Annotated in this window: 14 protein-coding genes and 1 pseudogene; 8 read left to right on the forward strand and 7 right to left on the reverse strand. The window is 61.7% G+C overall.

What is annotated here, in order from left to right:
* Positions 1–560 (forward strand): annotated as a pseudogene (locus HMPREF2635_RS02020) (hypothetical protein); the annotation flags it as partial.
* A 701-nt stretch (positions 561–1,261) separates the two neighbouring features.
* Here the strand turns inward: HMPREF2635_RS02020 and HMPREF2635_RS02025 are convergent.
* The gene (locus HMPREF2635_RS02025; protein ID WP_070821191.1) at positions 1,262–4,963 is read right to left on the reverse strand and encodes a multifunctional oxoglutarate decarboxylase/oxoglutarate dehydrogenase thiamine pyrophosphate-binding subunit/dihydrolipoyllysine-residue succinyltransferase subunit; all 3,702 of its coding nucleotides are present in this window, start codon (positions 4,961–4,963) and stop codon (positions 1,262–1,264) included.
* A 153-nt stretch (positions 4,964–5,116) separates the two neighbouring features.
* Positions 5,117–5,884, reverse strand: a complete 768-nt coding sequence (locus tag HMPREF2635_RS02030) for a hypothetical protein (protein WP_070821192.1) — start codon at positions 5,882–5,884, stop codon at positions 5,117–5,119.
* A gap of 114 nt (positions 5,885–5,998) precedes the next feature.
* Here HMPREF2635_RS02030 and HMPREF2635_RS02035 point away from each other — a divergent pair, with 114 nt between their 5' ends.
* From HMPREF2635_RS02035 to HMPREF2635_RS02045, 3 genes are all read left to right on the forward strand, one after another.
* Positions 5,999–7,738, forward strand: a complete 1,740-nt coding sequence (locus HMPREF2635_RS02035; RefSeq protein ID WP_070821193.1) for a carboxylesterase/lipase family protein — start codon at positions 5,999–6,001, stop codon at positions 7,736–7,738.
* Positions 7,739–7,814: 76 nt separating this feature from the next.
* Entirely contained in the window at positions 7,815–8,678 is an 864-nt protein-coding gene (locus tag HMPREF2635_RS02040) for a DNA primase (RefSeq protein WP_070821194.1), read from the forward strand.
* A gap of 75 nt (positions 8,679–8,753) precedes the next feature.
* Positions 8,754–9,605: an ECF transporter S component gene (locus HMPREF2635_RS02045; RefSeq protein WP_070511494.1), complete on the forward strand. Its 852-nt coding sequence runs from the start codon at positions 8,754–8,756 to the stop codon at positions 9,603–9,605.
* A gap of 50 nt (positions 9,606–9,655) precedes the next feature.
* On the opposite strand, the gene HMPREF2635_RS13605 is transcribed toward HMPREF2635_RS02045, so the two are convergent.
* Positions 9,656–10,183, reverse strand: coding sequence for a hypothetical protein (locus HMPREF2635_RS13605; RefSeq protein WP_246818633.1), 528 nt, complete (start codon positions 10,181–10,183; stop codon positions 9,656–9,658).
* 106 nt (positions 10,184–10,289) lie between these two features.
* Here HMPREF2635_RS13605 and HMPREF2635_RS02055 point away from each other — a divergent pair, with 106 nt between their 5' ends.
* A complete protein-coding gene (locus HMPREF2635_RS02055) occupies positions 10,290–11,525 on the forward strand; it encodes an MFS transporter (protein ID WP_070511498.1) in 1,236 nt (411 codons plus the stop codon).
* Positions 11,526–11,821: 296 nt separating this feature from the next.
* On the opposite strand, the gene HMPREF2635_RS02060 is transcribed toward HMPREF2635_RS02055, so the two are convergent.
* The 4 genes from HMPREF2635_RS02060 to HMPREF2635_RS02075 are packed head-to-tail and all read right to left on the reverse strand — an operon-like array spanning position 11,822 to position 17,714.
* The gene (locus HMPREF2635_RS02060) at positions 11,822–14,938 is read right to left on the reverse strand and encodes a DUF3427 domain-containing protein (protein WP_070821195.1); all 3,117 of its coding nucleotides are present in this window, start codon (positions 14,936–14,938) and stop codon (positions 11,822–11,824) included.
* Positions 14,935–15,327, reverse strand: a complete 393-nt coding sequence (locus HMPREF2635_RS02065; RefSeq protein ID WP_070515521.1) for a (deoxy)nucleoside triphosphate pyrophosphohydrolase — start codon at positions 15,325–15,327, stop codon at positions 14,935–14,937. The genes HMPREF2635_RS02060 and HMPREF2635_RS02065 overlap by 4 nt, the downstream gene beginning before the upstream one ends.
* Before the next feature lie 33 nt (positions 15,328–15,360).
* Entirely contained in the window at positions 15,361–16,329 is a 969-nt protein-coding gene (gene hutG, locus HMPREF2635_RS02070) for a formimidoylglutamase (protein WP_070821196.1), read from the reverse strand.
* A 2-nt stretch (positions 16,330–16,331) separates the two neighbouring features.
* On the reverse strand, positions 16,332–17,714 hold the full coding sequence (locus HMPREF2635_RS02075; protein WP_070679595.1) for an amino acid permease: 1,383 nt from the start codon (positions 17,712–17,714) through the stop codon (positions 16,332–16,334).
* A 367-nt stretch (positions 17,715–18,081) separates the two neighbouring features.
* On the opposite strand from HMPREF2635_RS02075, the gene HMPREF2635_RS02080 reads away from it, so the two are divergent.
* The 3 genes from HMPREF2635_RS02080 to hutH all read left to right on the forward strand — a co-directional run bounded on the left by HMPREF2635_RS02080 (position 18,082) and on the right by hutH (position 21,932).
* Positions 18,082–19,428, forward strand: coding sequence for a YjiH family protein (locus HMPREF2635_RS02080; RefSeq protein ID WP_070821197.1), 1,347 nt, complete (start codon positions 18,082–18,084; stop codon positions 19,426–19,428).
* Between the two features lie 37 nt (positions 19,429–19,465).
* Positions 19,466–20,194 (forward strand): IclR family transcriptional regulator, encoded by a 729-nt coding sequence (locus tag HMPREF2635_RS02085; RefSeq protein ID WP_049155142.1) that lies wholly within the window; start codon positions 19,466–19,468, stop codon positions 20,192–20,194.
* A 184-nt stretch (positions 20,195–20,378) separates the two neighbouring features.
* Positions 20,379–21,932 carry a histidine ammonia-lyase gene (gene hutH / locus HMPREF2635_RS02090; protein WP_070511507.1) on the forward strand — a complete coding sequence of 518 codons (1,554 nt, stop codon included), beginning with the start codon at positions 20,379–20,381 and terminating at the stop codon, positions 21,930–21,932.
* Positions 21,933–21,992: the final 60 nt, after the last annotated feature.

The following is a 21,992-nucleotide window of genomic DNA, read 5'->3' on the forward strand; positions in this document are numbered from 1 at the left end:
AGCCGAACGAGCCGGGCAAGCCGAACGAGCCAACCGAGCCGACCACTCCGACTACGCCGACTGACCCGAACGAGCCGAACGAACCGAACGAACCGAACGAACCGAACGAACCGGGCAAGCCGAACGAACCTCGTATTCCTGAGCTCGGTGGCCTGTGGCCGCTGCTCATTCCGCTGGTTCTTGTGCCGCCGGTCTTGAGCCACTTCTTCAAGCCGCCGCATGATCCTGCACTGCCGGAGAAGCCTTTCGAGCCTCTGAAGCCACTGGAGCCGAAGGCTCCGGGTGAGGCTCAGCAGCAACCGCAGCGGCAGCCGCAGGCACCAGGTGAGGCAGCACAGCCGAGTGCTGTGGAGTCCAACAACAATGCTCAGCCGAGCCAGGGCGACAACACCACTCGCTCTAATGGCACGACCCCGAGCACCAAGGACTCCAAGAAGAGCTCCTCTTCCAGCACCTTGGCGAATACCGGTGCAAATATCCTGTGGCTTCTCGCCGCAGCATGGGCACTGATTGCTGGAGCAGTTCTGCTCCTGCGCCCTGGTCGCCGCAAGGAATCCTAGTCCGCTAGGAAGCTTCAGGGCCGGGCTAGCCCTGAAGACACGGTTTGCTAAGCCGTGATTGAAACGCCCGAGCAAATGCTCGGGCGTTTCTCTTTGGCTACTTCAATGCGGTGGTCAGATTCCCTCGTTGAGAACCCTTGCCGTGTAATGGGGCAGAGGACAGACTGCAGGAATGGGAAACGGCCGACACCGTACTTAGACGTCATGACGTAGTTGGCGTCACTGAGCCATTGGTCTAACAAGTGGCGCGCGTCGCGCTGTGTAACTCATTCGCGGCCTTCGCTGCTTCACCTATGACGTCCCGGCCCGTTGAGCATCGTGCAAGTAGGTAGTAGCCTCATGCAAGCTTCCCTTCGCGCTCACTGGGGTGGGTAAGAAGGCTGATTGGGGCTCCACGGTGAGCGCGAAGGGGGAGGAGCGTGGCCTTGGTCGCGGGGGACTAGTTGGCAGACATGACAGTGGAGACTGCAATGTTGCGCTTTCAAGCACGGGCGTTTCAGTACCCGCCTTCAGCGGTCCTGCGCATGAGTGTCTTCAGCTAAGACACAACCTTGTTCGTAGAACGGAGATAGAGTGTCGACGGGCCGATCCCGCCCTCTCCCTAACACGATAAAAGGCCCCAGCCACCACACTCGCTGTGAGTTCGTGGTGGCCGGGGCCTTGTTGGGCGCTATGTTCTTGCGCCTTGGGTCGGAACGCCTTTAGACGTCGAAGGCTTCCTCCAGCAGGTTCTTCTGCTCAATCTGGTGAACCTTCGCGTTACCGGTAGCAGTCGAGGACTGCGAGCGGCGGGAGACGCGGACCATCTCCGGCATGTCCGGGATGAGGTCGCGCAGGTGCTCGTTGTAGAACGGCCACGGGCCCTGGTTGGCCGGCTCGTCCTGTACGAAGCGAATCTGCGTTGCGTTCGGGTAGGCCTCGAAAGCCTCACGCAGGCGGTTGAACGGAATCGGGTGGAGCATCTCCACGCGCACGATGGCGATGTCGTCGCGGCCATCGGCTTCCTTCTTCTTGGCCAGCTCCCAGTAGAGCTTGCCGGAGACCAGCATGATGGTCTTGACCTTGTCGGTATCGCCGACCTTCTTGCCGTTGATGTCAACGTAGTTCGGGTCGTTGATGACGGACTGGAACTTCTTGACCTCAGTGAAGTCCTCCACGGAAGAGGTCGCGGCCTTGTTACGCAGCATGGACTTCGGGGTGAAGACCACCAGCGGGCGCTTCATCTCACCGAGTGCCTGGCGGCGCAGCAGGTGGAAGTGGTTAGCCGGGGTAGACGGCTGGGCCACGGTCATGGAGCCCTCAGCACATAGCTGCAGGAAGCGCTCAATGCGGGCGGAGGAGTGGTCCGGGCCCTGGCCTTCGTAGCCGTGCGGCAGCAGCAGGATCAGGCTGGAGAGCTGGCCCCACTTGGCCTCACCGGAGGAGACGTACTCATCGATGATGGTCTGCGCACCATTGGCGAAGTCACCGAACTGTGCCTCCCAAGCCACGACAGCATCCGGGTTACCCACGGTGTAGCCGTACTCGTAGCCCATGCCAGCGAACTCGGTCAGCGCGGAGTTGTAGACCATGAACTTGCCGCCATTGCCCTTGGACTCAGCCAGGCGGGCAACCGGGTTGTACTCGTTGCCCGTGCGCGGGTCGAAGGCCACAGCGTGGCGCTGGGTGAAGGTACCGCGGCGGGAATCCTCACCGGCCAGACGCACGACCTTGCCGGCGTTAGCCAGGGAGCCGAAGGCGATGAGCTCGCCCCAGCCCCAGTCGATGCCGCCCTCACGAGCAGACTTCTCGCGGTCCTTAGCCACCTTGGCCACGCGCTTGTGGTACTCGAAGCCCTCCGGAGGGGTGCCGTAGGCGTCACCAATCTCGGCGATTTCCTCGGCAGTGATGGAGGTGTCCAGACCACGGGTCAGCTCCTGGGAGGAGGTGATACCGGTCTGTTCCTTCGGACCAGCCTCTTCGGCCTTCTTGTGGTCGGCGAAGACGGACTCCATCTGGTCGTGGAAGTCGCGTGCAGCTGCCTCAGCCTCTTCATCGGAGAGGTCACCACGGCCGATGAGCTCCTCGGTGTAGCGCTCACGAACGGACTTGTGGTCATCGATGATGTCGTACAGCAGCGGCTGGGTCATGGACGGGTCATCGGCTTCGTTGTGGCCGCGCAGGCGGTAGCACACGAGGTCAATGAAGACGTCCTTGCCAAAGCGACGGCGGTACTCGGTAGCGAGCTTGCCCACCCAGACAACAGCCTCCGGGTTGTCGCCGTTGACGTGGAAGACCGGGCAGTCGAAGCCCTTAGCCAGGTCGGTGGCGTAGTGCGTGGAGCGGCCGGAGTCCGGGGTGGTGGTGAAGCCCACCTGGTTGTTGACCACAACGTGGACGGTGCCGCCGGTGGTGTAGCCGCGCAGCTGGGACAGGTTGATGGTCTCCTGGACCACGCCCAGGCCGGTGAAGGAAGCATCGCCGTGGAGCATGATCGGCACCACGGTGTGTGCGCCGGCGCCCTTGTCCAGGATGTCCTGCTTGGCGCGTGCGATACCTTCCATGACCGGGTCAACAGCCTCGAGGTGAGACGGGTTAGCGGCCAAGGTGACCTTGATTTCGCCGTCACCGAACATCTGCAGGTGCTCGCCCTCAGCGCCCAGGTGGTACTTCACGTCACCGGAGCCGCCCATCTGGCCGCCCTTGTAGTTGCCATCGAACTCGCCGAAGATATCCGCCAACGGCTTGCCCACGATGTTGAAGAGCACGTTGAGGCGGCCGCGGTGCGGCATGCCGATGACAACTTCGTCGAGGTCCTGGCCAGCGGCGGTGTCCACGATGGAATCCAGGAGGGCAATGAGGGACTCAGCACCCTCCAGGGAGAAGCGCTTCTGTCCCACGTACTTGGTCTGCAGGAAGTTCTCGAATGCCTCAGCGGCGTTGACCTTCTGCAGGATGTACTTCTGCTCGGAGTTGGTCGGCTTCGGCATACCGGCCTCAATCTGCTCCTGCAGCCAGCCGCGCTCATCGCGGTCCAGGATGTGGGCGTACTCGGAGCCAACCTTGAGGGTGTAGGCGGCGCGCAAGCGGCTGACCACCTCACGCAGCGTCATGGTCTCCTTGCCGCCGAAACCGCCGACGTTGAAGGTGCGGTCCAGGTCCCAGATGGTCAGGCCGTGGGTAGCCAGGTCCAAGTCGCGGTGATCCGGCCAGGGCAGGCCCGGTTGCTTCCAACCCAGCGGGTTGATGTCCGCGAGCAGGTGGCCACGGGAGCGGTAGGCCTCGATGTACTGCATGACGCGCGTGTTCTTGTCGACGCCCGTGTTGGGGACGTCGGCAGCCCAGCGGAAGGGCTGGTAGGGAACGCCCATCGATTCGAAGAGCTCATCCCAGAAGGCATCATCCAGAATCAGCTGGCCCACGGTGCGCAGGAACTCACCGGACTCCGCGCCCTGAATGACACGGTGGTCGTAGGTGGAGGTCAGGGTAACCAGGCGGCCGACGCCGAGGTCTGCCAAGCGGTCGGCGGAGGTACCGGCGAACTCGGCCGGGTAATCCATGGAACCCACACCGATGATGGAGCCGGAGCCCTTGGTCAGGCGGGCGATGGAGTGGCGGGTGCCGATGCCGCCCGGGTTGGTCAGGTTGATGGTGACTCCGGAGAAGTCGTCCATCGTCAGCTTGTTCTTGCGGGAGCGGTCAACGATGTCCTGGTAGGCATCGATGAACTCGGAGAAGGTCTTGTTCTCCGCTTCCTTGATGGCGGCCACGACGAGGGCGCGGGAGCCATCCTTCTGCGGAAGGTCGATGGCTAGGCCCAGGTTGACGTGCTCCGGCTGGACGACGGTGGGCTTGCCGTCCTGCAGCTCGTAGCGCACGTTCATGTCCGGGTGGATCTGCACGGCCTTCACCAGCGCGTAGCCCAGGATGTGGGTGAAGGAGATCTTGCCGCCGCGGGTGCGCTTGAGGTGATCGTTGATCATCGCGCGGTTTTCCCACATGAGCTTGACCGGGATATCGCGCACCGTGGTAGCGGTGGGGATCTCCAGGGACTCGTCCATGTTCTTGGCGATTGCCTTGAACATGCCCTTGAGTACGCGGGAGCCCGGCTCCGGTGCTTCCTTGATGCGGTCCAGCGGGGACTCGGACTTCTTCGCCGTCTTCTTCGCAGCCTTCGCGGGTGCGGAGGAAGCCTTCTCCTCAGCCTGGGCCTTCTTCGGCGCGGCCTGTGCCGCGCTCTTCTTCTGGGTGGGGGTGCTGGATTGAGCGTTCGCAGCCTTGGACTGTGCGGCCGACTTCGGTGCCCCGTTGGCCTCAAAGTACTCGCGCCACTCCTTGTCTACGGAGTTCGGGTCCTTGGAGTACTGCTGAAACTGTTCGTCAATCAGCCACGCATTCGGGCCATAGATGCTCGAGTTGCTCACGGCAGATGCTCGCCTCTTTCTGTGCTTCTAAGTTTGTCTTTGTTCGACTCTAGTAGGCCAATCCACGGGTGCGAAAGGCACCCCGAAAAGTGTCTCCCTTTATGATACGGCCCTTGTAAGTTTGCTCACTACCCTGGGCGGGTTTCGCCCCTTTTATTCCCCCTGCAGGGGGGAGAGCTGGGTGCCCGCATGGTTGATCACTTGGCGTCCCAATTTACGGTTGGCGGTCGTTCCCAGCACCGCGCCCACACCCATCGGCAGCAGCTTGGACACCCATGCCCACTTGAGCTTCTTGGTGGCCTGCCTCATGAATAGCTTGGTCAAGCGGCCGTTGAGGCCGCTAAGGGTGGGGCCGGAGAATCGCGAGAGGGTAGCTGCGGAGGTGACGCCGGACAGCGAGGTTGCATCACCCACAAAGGTATCGACCAACGCGCTGCCCTGGGAGCCGGTGAGCACCACCAAAACCAGCGCGCGGCGGCGCTCCTTGTCCCGGATGTCGTCACCGCGCAGGTGCGCGGAGGCCAGGATGTACCACGCCGCGGCCTCGAGGAAGACTAGGGATTCCGCACCGATAGTGGCCGCGCCGGTGACCAGGCCGATGCCGGGGATAGCCGCGGAGGCGCCCGCGGCAGCACCTGTAGCGGTGATGATGTTCATGAAGTGCTTGTCGATGAGCTCTTGCAGCTCCGCCGGACTGGCGTCGGGGTTGCGCTTCTTTAGGCCCTCGACATAGTTGATGATGACGGAGGACTGGACGGAGACGACTTTGTCGATGGCCGCCAGGAATCCCTTGGTGATGCGGTTGGCTTCATCGACCTCTAAGGTGCCCACGGCCTCTGCGGAGCCGGCTTGATCGACCGATGCTTCCCGGCGACTAACTGCCTTATCTTTGCTGTCCTTGCCAAAGACCTTGTCCAACATTGTCTCACCTAACTTTTAACTAAATCTGATTGTGAATCTGAACTGTATGTTTACCACCGTATCGAAAACGTTTTATTCAGCGCGCCTGCAGGTTAGGGCATTAGTGTATGAGTCATGAGCGAGTTTGAGCCTTCCCCTTCGCGCGAGGTCAGCGCGGCAGCGGCGCGCTTGCTTGCCGAATCCCTGCATGCCCGTGCCTGCGCCGCGCAGGAGGCGGCACGCACCGCGCTTGCCGACGACCTCACGGTGCTCACCACCAGCGGCTGGGTACGCGGCTGCATCGAAGAAGAGTTGCGCACGGACCGTCCGCTGAGCGCTCCGGTCCGCTCTTGGCGCGGCATTCCTTTCGGCGCGGATACGTCTGGCACCAACCGCTTCATGGAGCCGCGCCCCGCCCCGTCCTGGGAAGGCATCCGGGATTGCCGCGAGTTCGGGCACGTGGCCCCGCAGCCGGTCTATTCCTGGACGGATCGCATTGAAGGCGCAGAGGATTGCTTGACCCTTGATATCGTCCGCCCACACCGTACAGGTCCTTCGGAGACCTCGGCAGGCTCCGGGGCTCCGGCGGATTCCACGGCAGGGGAGAAGTTGCCCGTCGTGGTGTATCTGCATGGCGGCAGTTTCATTGTGGGTTCCTCCCACATGCTGATGTTGCGCGGCTTCGAGTTCGCGGCCCAGATGGGAGTGGTCTATGTTTCGGTGAATTTCCGCTTAGGCGCCTTGGGCTACCTTGACGTCCGCAGTCTTGGCGGGGAGGCCTGCGCCAACCCGGCCGTGGCGGATCAGGTCTTAGCGCTGGAGTGGGTGCGCGAGAATATTGCCGCCTTCGGCGGGGACCCGGACAACGTCACGCTCATGGGCGAATCCGCTGGCGGCGCAGCGGTCCTGACACTCATGGCCGTGCCGCGCGCAGAAGGGCTTTTTCACCGCGCGATTGCGCAGTCGCCGCCGATCGGCATGATTCATTCACGAGCGCAATCGGTGTTTTGGGCCCGCGAGCTGGTTCACAAGATGGCCTTGCCGCGCGATACCACAGCTGATGATCTGCGCCGCGAGGACTTCGCGGACCTAGTGCGCTCTGGCCAGTCCATGATGTGGCGCGCGGGCGAGTTGCTGTACCTGAACTCCTGCTATGCGCCGACTGTCGATGGGGACCTCATCCCGCAACATCCCATCGAAGCCTTTGAGGACGGCAACCAACACCCGGTGCCGCTGCTGGTGGGAACCAACTCCGGTGAGGCCAGCTTTGGAAAGTTCCTCTTCCAGCGCCAGAGCGCCCGGGAGCGCGCGGCCCTGCGACTTCTGGCTTCCTTCGATCCGGAGAGCGCGCCGGATGTCATCGCGGCCTACGGCGGTGCGGTCTCCCGCCGCGATTTCGGGGATTTGCTGACCGACGCCCTCTTTTGGGCCCCTACCGTCCGCGTGGCCTCCGAACACGCACGGCGCTATCCCACGTGGATGTACCGCTTCGACTTCGCTCCGGCGGCGCTGCGCTGGTTGGGTTTGGGGGCGATGCACTCGATGGAGCTCTCCAATATCTTTGGTGACCCGGGGGCGTCGCGCGTCTCCTTCCTGAACAGCATTGCCAAGCCCTCCGAGATGGAGGACGTAACCGAGGCCATGCAGGCGCAGTGGGGCGAGTTCATTCGGGGCGGAGCGCCTCTAGACAACTGGCCGCAATACCGCGCGCCGCAGCGCTCAACCATGGTTTTCGATGTGGAGCCGCGCGTGGAGGAGGCGCCGATGGAGGGGCGTCGCCAAGCATGGCAGTCCTACGACATGTTGGAGTGGGGTACTGGACGCCCGGAGATTCTGAAGGAACTGGGATTCCTGCTCGATGAACAGAGCTATTGACGGAGATCGCAGGTAAGATGTGTGGGGCCTTGGCAGCAGCCCGGGTGAGACTCCCACATGGACGGATGTTAATCACATGAGCTTTTTTGAAGATATCGCCTCTGCGCTGGACGGGGAGGGCATTGAGTCCCGCGTCAACGACGATGTGATGTTCGTGCCCATCACTTCCGATTTGGAAATCCAGTTTGTGGAAATTGACCCCATCCTGCCGGCGGCCAACGTCTACATTGCCGCGGCCGATGTGGATGAAGATGATGAAGACTTCGAGGCCGTTTTAGTGTCCGTGGCGTTCTCCGTCGAGGATGCAGTTGAGGCCGTGTCGCGTCACATTGCCACCGACCAAGTGGTGACGGTGCTGCGTGACCTGCTGGAAGGCACCGATGAGCGCATCGCCGAGTTGGAGTTTCTCCAGGATGAGTTCAACCCGAACCTCGTCGTGGCGGAAGTTGCCAACGACTCCGAGCTGCGCGTGCTGGTGGAGACCATCGACGGCGTCCCGAGCGCAGTCGTGCGTTTCCTCTCCTTCGACTTTGATGAGGAAGAGCTCGACGAGCTGGAAGACGAAGCAATCAGCAAGCTTTGGGAGGCCGAGGCCTCCGAGGACATGAGCGAGGAAGCGCGCGTCGCCCTGTTCGGCTCCGCGGAAGACGAAGACGGCGGGCTAGCCCCCATCATCGAGGTTCCCGCCGAGGCCCTCGAGCTGGGAACCTACACTGACTTCGACCGCCTCTTTGACGTCCTGAGCCTCGTCTCCGATCAAGCCCTGGATTGGGAAGCTCAACTGGTGAGCATCGATGACTCCGACTTCGACGAGCCGGAGGTCTATGACATCTTCGGCGCCGACGATGAGGATGAGGACGACGTTCTCTTCGACGACGACGATGACGAGGACTACGACGAAGACTCCGAAGACGCCGAAGAAGACAACGAGTCTGACTAAACAGACGACACCGAGCTTCTACGGTAGGGTAAGCGGGTATTATTTCTCGACTTCGAAGAGGAGCAGCCGCAGCCAATGCCGGATAACAAGGCATCGCACAGCCAGCGTCTGTGTGTTGGATCCGCTCTAGCATGCTTGTGCCTGGCTTGGGCTCTGACGCTGGCCCCGAGCTACGGCCACACAGGCTTTGTCTTCGATTCCGCCTTATCAACCGGTGCATGGTGCCTGAGTTTGCTGGGAGCACTGCTGTTCATCGCTGCGCAATGGCGATCCTTGGGAAACCACGCGCTTGTCAACCCGCTGCTGGCGGTGGCGGCGAACCTACTGTTGTCGTCGCTGATTTTCAACGTCAACATCCCCTTGTACCTCGACATGATGGGCACGGCGTTTATCGCAATCGTCTACGGCCCCGTCTTAGGAATCGGCACGTCAGTTTTAAGTGCGTGCCTGGCCAGCATCAACAACCCGCTGCTCTTGGTCTATCTGCCGACCGCGGTGGTGGTGGCTTACCTGTTTGGTTGGCTAGCGCGCCGCGGAGTGTTCAAGCGGATGGTGGCCATGATGCTCGCCGGAACCGGGGTAGGCGTGGTTGCCGGGCTACTATCCGCTATGTCGACCTTGCTCCTTCCAACTGAGTACGAGCAGCAAGGGCCCCTCCAACTTCTGGCATTGCTGGAGCTGATCCTGCGCGACGAGCGCCTGGCAGTCCTAGTGCAAACCTTGAGCTCCGACATCATTGATAAGACTTTTACGGTGCTCGTGGTCTGCTTTTCCATTCGCTTGGCGCCGCGGGCGATCCGCCGCCTCTATGATTTCCCGGAGACACGCCCGGCTCTCGGCCGCGTGCTAACAGAGGATCGGTTCTCGCTTTCGCTTGAAGAAGAGCCACCCCGCAACTTTTTCGAGCGCATGCAGCGCTACTTCTAGCAGGCGTACAACGCTCGAGACTGAGCCTCATGCACTGCGGAGGGAGCGCATTACGCAGCCTGGCTGAAGCCTTCGAAGAGCGAGAGTGGTGAATGCACCGGGGTATAAGCGCTATCCACCAGCCACACAAACGTGGCCGCGCTGCTGCTGGAAATTTCATGCACTGCGGAGACGAGCTCCTCTGGGACTAGGGCGCGCACCCATGCCTCCGCCAACGAAGGGGAAACCGGGCGGCCGGTGGGGTCGGTGATGCGCACCGTAATGAGATAGGACGGCACGCGCCTTTCGCCGTAGCCCAGTACGCGAGCCTTGGCGCGCTCACCCACGCGGTGGCGCGAGACAGTAAAGGTCAGCGGTAGTGATTTGCTATCCTGTATGTCTACTGGTGGCAACACCTTTGATGGCGGCCGCCATTGCGGAGTGGGTCGCGCGAGCGAGCGCGGGTGGCGGATGATGCTTTCGATGGAGCGAAGAGTTTCATGGTGGTGGTAGAGGATCTCAGTGGTGAGTTCGCTCGTACTCACGTCGGCCGGGAAAGGGGACTGAACGGACTGGTGAATGCTGCTGTAGTTCTTCATGGCCCACACACTAGGGGTAGGCACGGACATCACCGCACACAGATCCGAACAGTTGTTCGAGCAGGCGTTCGGTCATTTGACGTGATGAGCTACAGTGAGTGGCGATATGAAAAATACTGCAGCACCGCAGGTTAAAATCCCGCGGGAAATCTGGGTCATGGTCACCGCCGGGTTCATCATCGCCTTAGGCTATGGTCTCATCGCGCCGCTGCTGCCGCAGTTCATCGTCAGCTTTGACGTCTCGATGGCCGCGGCCGGTCTGGTTGTCTCCGTCTTTTCTGCCAGCCGTCTCATCTTCGCCCCGGCTGCGGGCTTTCTCATCGACCGCGTAGGTACGCGCAGGGTGTACGTGACGGGATTGCTTACCGTGGCAGTTACCACCGGCCTCGTGGGCGTGGCGCAGGAGTACTGGCAGATCCTCGCCTTGCGCACTATCGCCGGTATTGGTTCGACGATGTTCACCGTCGCGGCGATGGGGCTCATCGTGCGCCTCGCCCCACCCAGCATCCGCGGGCGCTGTTCGGCCACCTATGCCACGTCCTTCCTCCTCGGTAACGTCATCGGCCCTCTCGTTGGCGCGAGCCTCTCCTTCCTGGGCTTCCGCTGGCCCTTCTTTATCTACGGTGTTGGTGTGGCGATTGCGGCGCTCGTCGTGTGGAGCCTCATGCCGCCTGTGTCCAAGGCTGATGAGAGCCGACGCAGCCTCCCGCCAATGCGCTTGGAGGAGGCCTGGGCGGACACTGCTTATCGTGCAGTGCTGACGTCAAACTTCGCCCAAGGCTGGATCAACATGGGCGTGCGCGTAGCCGTCCTACCGCTGTTTGCCGCTGCGATTTTTGCCAACGGCGCATCCGCGTCGGGTATCGCATTGGCGGTCTTTGCTGCGGGCAACGCCATCGTCCTGCAATTCTCCGGCTCCTGGTCCGACCGCGTGGGGCGTCGTCCACTGATTGTGGCGGGTCTCGTGGGGTCTGCCTTGTTCGTTGGAACACTGGGCTTGGCGACGAACATCGTTTCCCTGCTCATCCTCTCCGCCCTGTCCGGCGCGGCTTCGGGCCTTATCGCCCCTTCGCAGCAGGCGGCTGTGGCAGACATCGTTGGTTCCCAGCGCTCGGGTGGCCAGGTGCTGTCGACATTCCAGATGGCAGGCGATTTCGGGCAAATCCTGGGCCCCATCGTCATCGGTCTCCTGGCGGATAGGTACGGGTTTGAGACAGCCTTTGGTTTCTGCGCGATTGTCGCCGTGGCAGGTGTTGTGGCGTGGATGTTTGGTCGCGACACCCTAGGGGAGAGGAAAGGTATCCTGCGGGGTCTGCGCCGCCGCTACCGCCCACGGCGTTAATAGGCGTGGCTCTATCTAGCGAGTACGGCGCACTTTCTTGCTGCACGCAGCCCAACGAGGCGTCGTGCCAGTCTTGAAGCTGCGCTCCCGAAAACGCGTAAAGCCATAGATGGAAGTTCCAGAACCGTTATCAGGGCGGCTCCACCCCTTCCGGCTGCGCTCGCTCGCGGCTCCCATGACTGTCCTCCACACTTCTGCACAAAGGCATCAGAGACTAATCTTTTCTTAATCTGCTAAGCAAATATTAATTTATGGTGATAACGACGTCAACTTCACAGCTTGACTTTAAGTGAGGCTTAAGCCACAGTGCGTCCGGCTGCGTACAACTGCTTGGGCATGTCGCGACGAAGACTCCATTCAAACTGGATGGGTTTCTCGCCTCTGTGCGTGACGTAATCGACATTGCCCAAGAAGGTATATGCCGACGCAGTGTCTACCTTGTTCCGCTTAGTAAAACGCGTAGCGATGATGATGTTGCCGTTGAGTTCGTGGTGGTGGATGTAACGTCGGGCCATTGCGGACTTGAGGGATGTGGTGGATTGGGACTCCCAATGCAAACGATCTGGTGCTAGCGGATAGTCGCGGTAGTTCGTCGAGGCACTGACGTTTTCGTCCTTCTGGAATGTGACGAGGAAGAGATCAGTGTTGGAAGCATGGAAGCGGCGTACGCCCTCACGTGGCAAATTCGCGAGCTTACGCAACGGGCCATCGTCCAACGCCCCGACCAGTTCAGCAAGGCTGTAGTCCGCGTGAGTTTCTAAGACGCTATTCGTTGATTTCTCCGGGATGACGCGGGACCGGTCGAGTGTGAGCCGCATGACCTGAGTAACCTCAGCGACGAAGGAAGGACAGGCCCGGATGATACGCAGGGCCTCATCAAGCGATTCCGGCACCGTCGTATTTGAATTTGCCCACAGAGCCAATACGAGCATGGTGGCGTACCGAGTTTGCTCGGGAGTCATGTCTTTCTCGTTGGGCCCGTCCGGAGAAATGAGAAGTTTGTAGGCCGCTACGCGGTTCGGGTCATTGATGTGCAGTAGCACGCGGATTCGGCTGAGAAGAAACTCTTCGTGTTCATTCGCGGGGGCGGAGGGCAGCAGCTTTTCATCACGCAGCAGCGTGGTCCACGTAATGCCCTTGCGGCGGTAGATATCTTCCACCGGAACCCCTGAGCTATTAATGAAACTAGCGAGATCGGTCGTGCCGTAGTCAGTAACGAGTGCTCGGATCTTTTTGATCGAGTTACGGGCCAAGCGCTTGATGTTCTTCAAGACGCGCTCGGTAGTCACGCGGTCCAAAGTGATGTTGGAGCCTGGTGGAGCAGTGGGGAAGCCCTGCTCCACCTCCTTGGCCAGGTTCTTTCCGCGCGCGGCGGTCAAGACCTTGAAGCGCTCTTCGAAATCGAATTCTTCGTGCTGGACACCTAAGAAATCAAAGACGGTGCAGGCGTTCTTTCCTTCGTTGAGGCGCAGACCTCGGCCAAGCTGTTGGACGAAAAGCACTGGGCTCTGCGTCGGGCGCAGAAGCAGCAGCGTGTTGACCTCGGGGATGTCCACGCCCTCGTTGAAAATATCGACCGCGAAGATGATGCTGATGGTGCCTTCGCGAAGCTGCTCAATGGCGCGTCGACGCTCATCGACACTGAGCTTGCTGCTTACCGCTTTGGCAGGGATGCCGAAAAGGTTGAATTGCTCGGCCATGTATTCGGCGTGAGCGATGGAGACGCAGAAGCCAAGGGCCTTCATGTCGGAGAGGTCGAAGATACGGCGGTTGAGCTCATTGATGATGAACCTGGTGCGCTTTTCACCGGCCTTGATATAGAACTCGCTGAGCTCCGCAGTCTGGTAGTCCTTCTTCCCACGGTTCCAAGTCAGACTCGTCAGGTCCGTGTCATCGTCCACCCCGTAGTAGTGCAAGGGGGCAAGGAGCTGTAGGCGCAACGCATCCCAGAGGCGAAGTTCATGTGCCACGCGGTAGTCGAAATACTTCTGCACGTTCTCGCCGTCACCGCGCTCCGGTGTGGCCGTTAGCCCCAAGAGCTCGCGCGGTTGCAGGTAGTCGAGCACTGCCCGGTAGGTCGAAGCCTCGGCGTGGTGGAACTCATCGATGACGACGACTTCAAAGTGATCCGGCGCAATCTGGGCTAGGCGCTTCCCATGCAGGGACTGGATGCTGGCGAAGACATGGTCCCACTCGGCTGGCTGCTCACCGCTGACGAGGAGCTCACCAAAACCAGAAGTGCGAAGAACCTCGCGGTAGGTTCGCTGGGCCTGGGTAAGAATCTCGCGCCGGTGAGCAATGAACAGTAACCGTGGCCTACGCCCCTGCTTCTCGCATAAGCGGCGGTAGTCCAGTGCTGCCACAACAGTCTTGCCTGTGCCGGTAGCGGCAATGAGGAGGTTGCGGTGGCGATCGTGAACTTCGCGCTCGGACTCTAGGGCTTCAAGCATCTCCTCCTGGTAGGGGTAGGGCTCAACGCGAAGGCCTGACAGCTCGAGCTTCTCGCCGGGCTTTGATTCGAGGAATTTGGCGCTGCCGAGCGCGTTTACGAGGCGGTCGTAGTCTTCCTCGGGGTCGAAGGCTTTGAAGTGAGTGTCGTACCAGTAGCTATCGAAGGTCTTGATGAATTTTTCGATGATCTCCGGAGTGGAGGAGCGGGAGCCGCGGACGTTCCATTCCCAGCCGTCGACAAGCGCCGAGCGCGAAAGATTTGAGCTACCGATGAACGCGGTATCGAAGCCAGACTGGCGGCGGAAGAGCCAGGCCTTGGCATGCAGGCGAGTGGTCTTGTGCTCATAGCAAATCCGGACCTCAGCGCCATAGTCCTCCACGAGACGACGCACGGCGGCGGCTTCGGTCGCTCCGCAATACGTCGAAGTGATGACGCGCAGCGGGATCTGATGATCCCTGAGGTACTCCAGTTGATCGCTGATGACCGCAATACCCGAACTCTTGATGAAAGCGCACAGCAAATCGACGGAGTCCGCAGTGCGGATCTCGCGGGCGATCTCGACCGACATATTGGTGTCGTCCACGCTGTTGGTGAACAAAGCACTGGCGTTGAGTGAGACCTCGGGAAGCTCTGGTGCCTCTGCGAGCTCTGAGCTGTAGATGGCATAGAGCAGCTGTTCCGCAGAAATAGACTCATCTTCCCCGAGGTGTTGTGCGAGTCCATTAATGAGGGCCACGCGCTCCTCGGGCTTATTTAGCTCTGTTAGTTTTTGCTCGAGGACCTTGGCAAAATGCTGGGACACTGCCGCGGCGAACCGAGGGTTCACGTCTTTCATGGTTCCATGGGCGATGCCCGTTGCGGCCGTGGGACGAGCCCGCTTAGTTTCCTCGATCCGCTCCTGGATACGAGCGGTGACCGGGGTTTCATAGATGCCGAAAGGCAGGAGAGAATCGGAACTCATAGGCGCGAAGAAACCAGCTTGACGGCGGGGATGTCTGCGGGAGCCCAGTCGAGTTCCTGCGCCTCGGCAGGGGACACCCAACGAGTCGCATCGTGATCACTGAGAGTCAGGTCACCGGACTCGATGGTGCACAGAAACGTAGTGAGCTCGATGGTGGCGAAGTCATACTCGTACACGGTCGAGGTGACCTTGTCGCCAACGGTTGCGGTTACGGAAAGCTCTTCCTTAATTTCACGCGCGAGAGCCTGCTCGGGTGTTTCACCGAGTTCAATCTTGCCGCCCGGAAATTCCCACATGCCGGCTAGGGATTTTCCCGGGGCTTTGCGGCAGGCCAGGAATCTATTGCCCTTAGCGAAGACGGCTCCGACAACACGAATCGGTGAACTCATGGGGACCAGTATGCCGGCTGGCCCCGGTCTTATCTAGGAATTCGTGTCCGCGGCAGCAGAAAAATGCGCCGTCACAATGTCATCGATCAACCGCGCGGCCAGCTTGGCGGTGTGGTTGTCGGTGTCGAAGGTGGGGTTGAGCTCGACGACGTCGACAAGCGCGAGGCGTCCCGTGGCGGCGATGGTGAGCGCGAGTTCGCGGATGATGTTCACCGGCACGCCGAGGCCGGCGGGGGCGGAGACACCAGGTGCTTGGTCGGCAGGCAGCACGTCGAGGTCGATGGAGAGGTGAATGGGCTTCGTGCCGGCGCAGATGCGCTCGACGGTTTCGAGCAGCTGGGCGCGGTCCATGCTGAGCAGTTCCTCGTCGAGGACGACGGTGACGCCGAGGGCGGCGGCTTCGTCGAAAAGCACGGGCGTGTTGTTGGGGCGGGAGATTCCCAGGACGGAATAGTCGAAGTCCTCGCGGCCGACCAGCTCAGAAATCTGTTTGAACGGGGTGCCGGAGGTGGGCACGTCCGCGGTGCGGAGATCGAAGTGCGCGTCCAGGTTGATGATCTGCAGCGGTCCCTGGGCCCGGAAGGCACCGCGGTGGGAGCCGAAGGCGGTCTCGTGGCCGCCGCCGAGGATGATGGGTAGGTGCCCGGCGCGCGAGAGTGTCTCCACTGCGTCGGAGAGGCGCTCGTGGGAGCCCTCAAGGTCGGTGCCTTGGGTGGTGATCGTGCCGGCGTCGTACAGCGGATGCGTGTGGTGCAGCGCCAGGGAACCCAGGGCGCTGCGCAGTGCGACCGGGCCCGCAGCCGCGCCGGGGCGGCCATGGTTGCGCTCCACGCCCTCGTCGGAGGCGAAGCCCAGGAGTGCGACGCCGGGTTCTGCCTGGGGCTTGGCGACGTCCAGCGGACGAATCACGCTGTGCCACCGCGCATGCTCGGGGCCCGGGCCATCGGAGCGGCCGGACCACTCGGGGGCAGGGGAGTAGGCGGGGGCATCAACGGTGTTCATGGTTATCCTTTCGCGTCTGTTCCTTGCGTGGTACCTGCGGCGGTGCGGCGGCCGGTGAGGTAGAAGATGGCGGTCATCAGGAGGATGAAGATAACGCCCGTGGCGAGTGCCGGGCGGTACTGCTCCTGCCACACCATGATGCCAAAAGTGAAGATGATGAAGGCGATGGAGAAATATTGGCCCCAGGGCCAGAAGGGGACGGTATATTTCAGGCTGGCGCGTTCTTCGGGTGGCATCTGGCGGCGGGAGGCCACGTGGGCGAGCAGGATCATCAACCACACGTAGATGGTGGCAAAGGTGGCCAGGGAGGCGATGACCTCAAAGACATTATCCGGGATGAGCGCGTTGAGTCCGGTGCCGATGACCATGACGATGAGCAGGATGATCATGGTCATGACCGGCACACCGCGGGTCTTTTGGGCCATGACCTTCGGAGCGAGGTTCTGGCGGGCGAGGCCGGTGAGTACGTTGCCGGCGCCGAAGAGATCGGCGTTGATGGCGGAGACCGCCGCGGTGATGACGACGACGTTGAGGGCGGCCGCAGCCCAGGTGACGCCGAGGGTGGAGAAGATTTGGACGAAGGGGCTTTCCTCACCGGTGATGCTGCGCCAGGGGTTGATCATGAGGATGACCAGGATGGCCAAGACGTAGAACAGCAGGATACGCACCGGGATGGTGTTGACGGCCTTGGGCACGGACTTGGCGGGGTCTTCGGCCTCCGCACTGGCCACGCCGACGATCTCCGTGCCGCCGAAGGCGAAGAGGACGAGGATGAAGGAGGCGACCATGCCGGAGACACCGTTGGGGAAGAAGCCGCCATCGTTGACCAGGTTGGCTGGGCCGGTGGTCTCCGCGGTGGAGAGGCCGAAGACGAGTACGGCCACGCCACCTAAAATCATGGCGATGACGGCGCCGACCTTGACGATGGTGAAGGCGAACTCCAGCTCGCCGAAGGCCTTGACAGTGGCGAGGTTGGCGCCGCCGACGAGGAGGAGCGTGGCGGCGACCCACACCCACTTGGGCGAGCCGGGGAACCAAAATTGCATGTAGACGCCGATGGCGGTGAGATCCGCGAGGGCCACAATGACCATCTCGAAGGCGAACATCCAGCCGGTGATATAGCCGGCCCAGGGGCCTAGGAAGGTGCGGGCGTACTCGGCGAAGGAGCCGGTAACGGGGTGGTGCACGGACATCTCACCGAGTGCGCGCAGGAGAAAGTAAACCACGGCGCCGCCGAGGAGGTAGACCAAGAGGACCGAGGGGCCGGCGGCTTGGATGGCGCCGGCGGAGCCGTAGAACAGGCCGGTGCCGATGGCCGAGCCCAAGGCGATGAAGTGCAGGTGACGGTGTTTCAAGCCGGGGCGCTTGGTGGTGGTTTCTGCCACGGGGATGCGTCCTCCTCTGAGCCCCTCTTGTGGCGCTAGCTAGTCTTAGCGCTGCGGATGAGGGGAGTGGTTGGTGCGAGTGATTCCGGGAGCTACTTTCCTCTAGTTCAGATGTGCGGTCAATTTTTTTGTGGTGGGGGTAGCTCACCTAGGCCTATGACGGCGAACTCATTCATTCTGTGGGGGTGAATTGGATGACATCTACGTGTGGCTCCGCTAACATATGGAAGACCTGCGTGTGGCTGTCGCGTGGGCATGGCTTAAAGCAATCGCCTTGTAGTGGCGTGTGTTTGCTTGGCACGTTCAAGAAGTGAGCGTGTTGTGGCCGTGCTAATGACGTGTCGTTTCCACCACCGTGAGGTAGAACATGAACTCTGAAGACGCAATCGTTGACGCCTTCTACGAGAGCGACGACGATGTCCCCTCCAAGAAGGGCATCTGGCGCCTCTTTGTCTACAGCGCTATTGGCGCTTTCGTATTCTTCTTTCCCATCAGCTACGACGGAAAGAAGTCCATCCCGCTTGACCACATGGTCACCATCATCCGCACCTATGCGGACGTCTTGGTGCCTTGGTTCATCCTGGCGCTGGCGCTCTACGGCACGGTGCGCAGCATCGTGAATAAAAACTGGAAAGAAGGCCCGCTCCAGGCGGTTTTTACCGTCCTCAACGTGGTGGGCCTGGTGGTCTCCTTCCTGATGGTCATCGGAAAGCTTCCCGGAGTGCTGGGCAACGAGGACATCGTGCCCTTCCTGTGGAACTCGATTGCCACGCCAGTCGGGCTCATTGTGCCCATCGGCGGCGCTTTCCTGGCCTTGCTCATCAGCTACGGCCTTCTGGAATTCGTCGGCGTATTCATGCAGCCCATCATGCGTCCGCTGTGGCGCACGCCGGGGCGCTCCGCCATTGACGCGGTGGCCTCCTTCGTGGGTTCTTACTCGTTGGGAATCCTCATTACTGACCGCGTGTACCAGCGCGGCGGCTACACCGCGCGTGAGGCTTCCATCATTGCGACGGGCTTCTCGACGGTCTCCGCTGCCTTCATGGTGATCGTCGCCAAGCAGCTCGACCTGATGGATATGTGGGGCATCTACTTCGGTGTCTCCCTCGTGGTGACCTTCCTGGTTACGGCGATTACCGTGTGGATTCCGCCGCTGAGCAGGATTCCCGACGACTACGTAGACGGCGTGCAACCGGACCCGGAAAAGCCAGTGAAGGGCAATTTCTTTAAGGCAGCGTGGCGGGAAGCGCTGCTGGCGCTGGACCGCGCGCCGTCTTTGGGCGCTGCCATTTGGGAGAACCTGCGCGATGGCGTGCGCATGGCGTCGGCGATTGTGCCCTCCATCATGTCTGTGGGCCTGATTGGCCTGCTGCTGGCTAACTTCACGCCGCTCTTCGATTGGCTGGGCTACCTGTTCTACCCGTTCGCGTGGATTGTCCAGCTGCCGGAGCCGGAGCTGGCGGGCAAGGCCGCGGCCATGGGCATTGCGGAGATGTTCCTGCCGGCGACTGCGGTGGCTGGTTCTGAAAGCATGGTGCTCAAGTTCGTCATCGGCGTGGTGGCGATTTCCGCCATCATCTTCTTCTCCGCGCTGGTGCCCTGTATTCTGGCCACAAAGATTCCGATCAAGCTGTGGCAGATCGTGGTCATCTGGTTCGAGCGCGTGGTGCTCACCATCATCATTACGACGCCGATTGCCCTCCTGGTGACTTAGCTGGGACTTGTACGAGGGCTCACTAGAATGTGGGCCCATGAGTACCTCCCGAGTCCCGGCGGCGCGCAATGCGCTGGAGATCCTCCGGCTGCTGTCTACCATCGACGTGCCGATTTCCGCCGCGCGCATTCGCAGTGAGCTGAACCTGCCGCGCTCCACGACTTACCACCTGCTTAAAGAGATGGTGGACGCGGGCTTCGTTGTGCACCTGCCGGAGAACCAAACCTATGGGTTGGGGCTCGTTGCCTATTCGATGGCTGCTGCCTACGCCACGCAGCAGCCCCTGGTGCGGGTAACCCAGGGGCACCTCGAGCGGATTGCCAGCAGTGTCGGGGGATCGGGGCACCTGTCGCGTTTGGCGGGCTCGGAGATTCTCTACCTCAACGAGATTCGCGCGCCGGGGGCGCTGTCCTTGGTCACGGAGAGGGGAGTGCGGCTGCAGGCGCAGCGCACGGCCTCCGGGCGGGCGATGCTGGCCCTGCTCCCAGAGGCGGAGTGGCGTGCAGCATTCGTCCCCGGTTCTTTAGGTTTTGGGGAGTACAAGGAAATCTTGCGCCAGGTGCGCGAACGCGGATGGGCCGAAGAAGTTGAGGTGGTGGCGCGCGGGCAGGCGTCGGTAGGCGTGGCGGTGGTTGACCACGTGGGCAGGCCCGCGGCGGCGCTGGCGGTGACCTTCCCGGTGGGGACTGCCGACGCCGCCGACGTCGCACAGCAACTGCACGCGGCAGCGCAGCAGGTGGCGGAGAGAATGTACGGGCGCCGCTAACTGGTCGTGCGCGGGGTATTGGCGCGCCGGGCAGCCTGTTGTACTATGAGCGCAACGCGTAAGGCTGTCGCGCGTATCACTATTTTTCTATTCTTGTGAAAGCAAGTACGTGTTTTCGCGTGTCTTCTTCCCTTCCACGCGGGTGGTGGGGCGGGGTACCGCAGCGACGTCAAAGGAGCCTTACATGTCTAATTCTTATCCCTCCACTGTGACCGTGGGTATCGGTGCGCTGAGCATCGAGGAGGTCGTGGCCGTTGCGCGCTATGGCGCGAAGGTGGAGATTTCTGAGGATGCCCTGGCGGAAATCGCCTCCACGCGCGAGCGTGTCGAGGAGCTGGCCCAGGATCCGACTCCGGTTTATGGCATTTCCACCGGCTTCGGTGCCCTAGCGCGCCGCCACATTCCGGAGGAGATGCGCGCGCAGCTGCAGCTTTCGCTCGTGCGCTCGCATGCAGCAGGCACGGGCCCGGAGGTTGAGCAAGAGGTCATTCGCGCGCTCATGCTGCTGCGCCTGTCCACCCTGTGCACTGGGCGTACTGGCGTGCGTCCGGTGGTGGCGGAAACCTATGCTGCGGTCCTCAACGCCAACATCCACCCGGTGGTCCGCGAATACGGTTCCTTGGGTTGCTCCGGTGACCTTGCACCGCTTGCGCACTGCGCACTGGCACTGCTCGGTGAAGGCGAGGTGCGCGTTGATGGCGGCGAGGTCACCCCGGCCGCGGAAGCCCTATCCGCTGCGGGTATCGAGCCGCTCAAGCTGCGGGAAAAGGAAGGCCTAGCACTGATTAACGGCACCGATGGCATGCTGGGCCAGCTCTGCCTGGCCATTACAGACTTGCGTGAGCTGGCCAAGACCGCCGATATCGCCACCGCGATGACGGTGGAGGGCCTGCTGGGTACCTTGGTGGTCTTTGCCGATGACCTGCAGCAGCTGCGCCCGCACCCAGGCCAGGCAGATGCTGCGGCCAATATCCTGCAGGTCGCAGAGGGCTCGGAGATTCTCGCGGCCGCTCTCGAGGAATTTAAGAAGAAGCAGGTGCAGGACGCCTACTCGGTGCGCTGTGCGCCGCAGGTGGCTGGCGGTTTCCGCGATACCGTGGCGCACACAGCAACGGTTGCGGAGCGCGAGCTGGCCGCGGCCGTCGACAACCCGGTGGTGGCCAAGGACGGGCGCGTGGTCTCCAACGGCAACTTCCACGGCGCGCCGGTGGCCTATGCGCTGGACTTCCTGGCCATCGTCGTGGCTGACCTGGCCTCCATCTCTGAGCGCCGCACCGATCGCTTCCTCGATGTTGCTCGCAGCCGCGGCCTCAACGCCTTCCTGGCCGATGACCCGGGTGTGGACTCCGGCCACATGATCGCGCAGTATGCGCAGGCGGGCATCGTCTCTGAGCTCAAGCGCTTGGCCAACCCGTCTTCGGCGGATTCCATTCCGTCGTCGGCCATGCAGGAAGACCATGTGTCCATGGGCTGGTCGGGTGCTCGCAAGCTCCGCAAGGCTGTCGACGGTCTGCAGCGCGTCCTCGCCATCGAAATCCTTACCGCCGCCCGCGCCATCGATATGCGCGAGGGCCAGCCGGCCAAGGGTACCGGCGCGGTCATCGATGCCCTGCGCCAGACCGTCCAAGGCCCGGGCACCGACCGCTACCTCTCTCCGGAGATCGAGGAGACCGTGCGCCTGGTCAAGGAGGGTGCGCTGGTGGCTGCGGTAGAGGGGGCCGTCGGCACGCTGCGCTAAACACCTCCCGCCCCATGGCATGTGCCATGGGGCCTTCTCTTGCCGTCTTATTTCCAAAAA

This window comes from Corynebacterium sp. HMSC035E02 (genome assembly GCF_001836065.1).
Classification (GTDB): domain Bacteria; phylum Actinomycetota; class Actinomycetes; order Mycobacteriales; family Mycobacteriaceae; genus Corynebacterium; species Corynebacterium hiratae.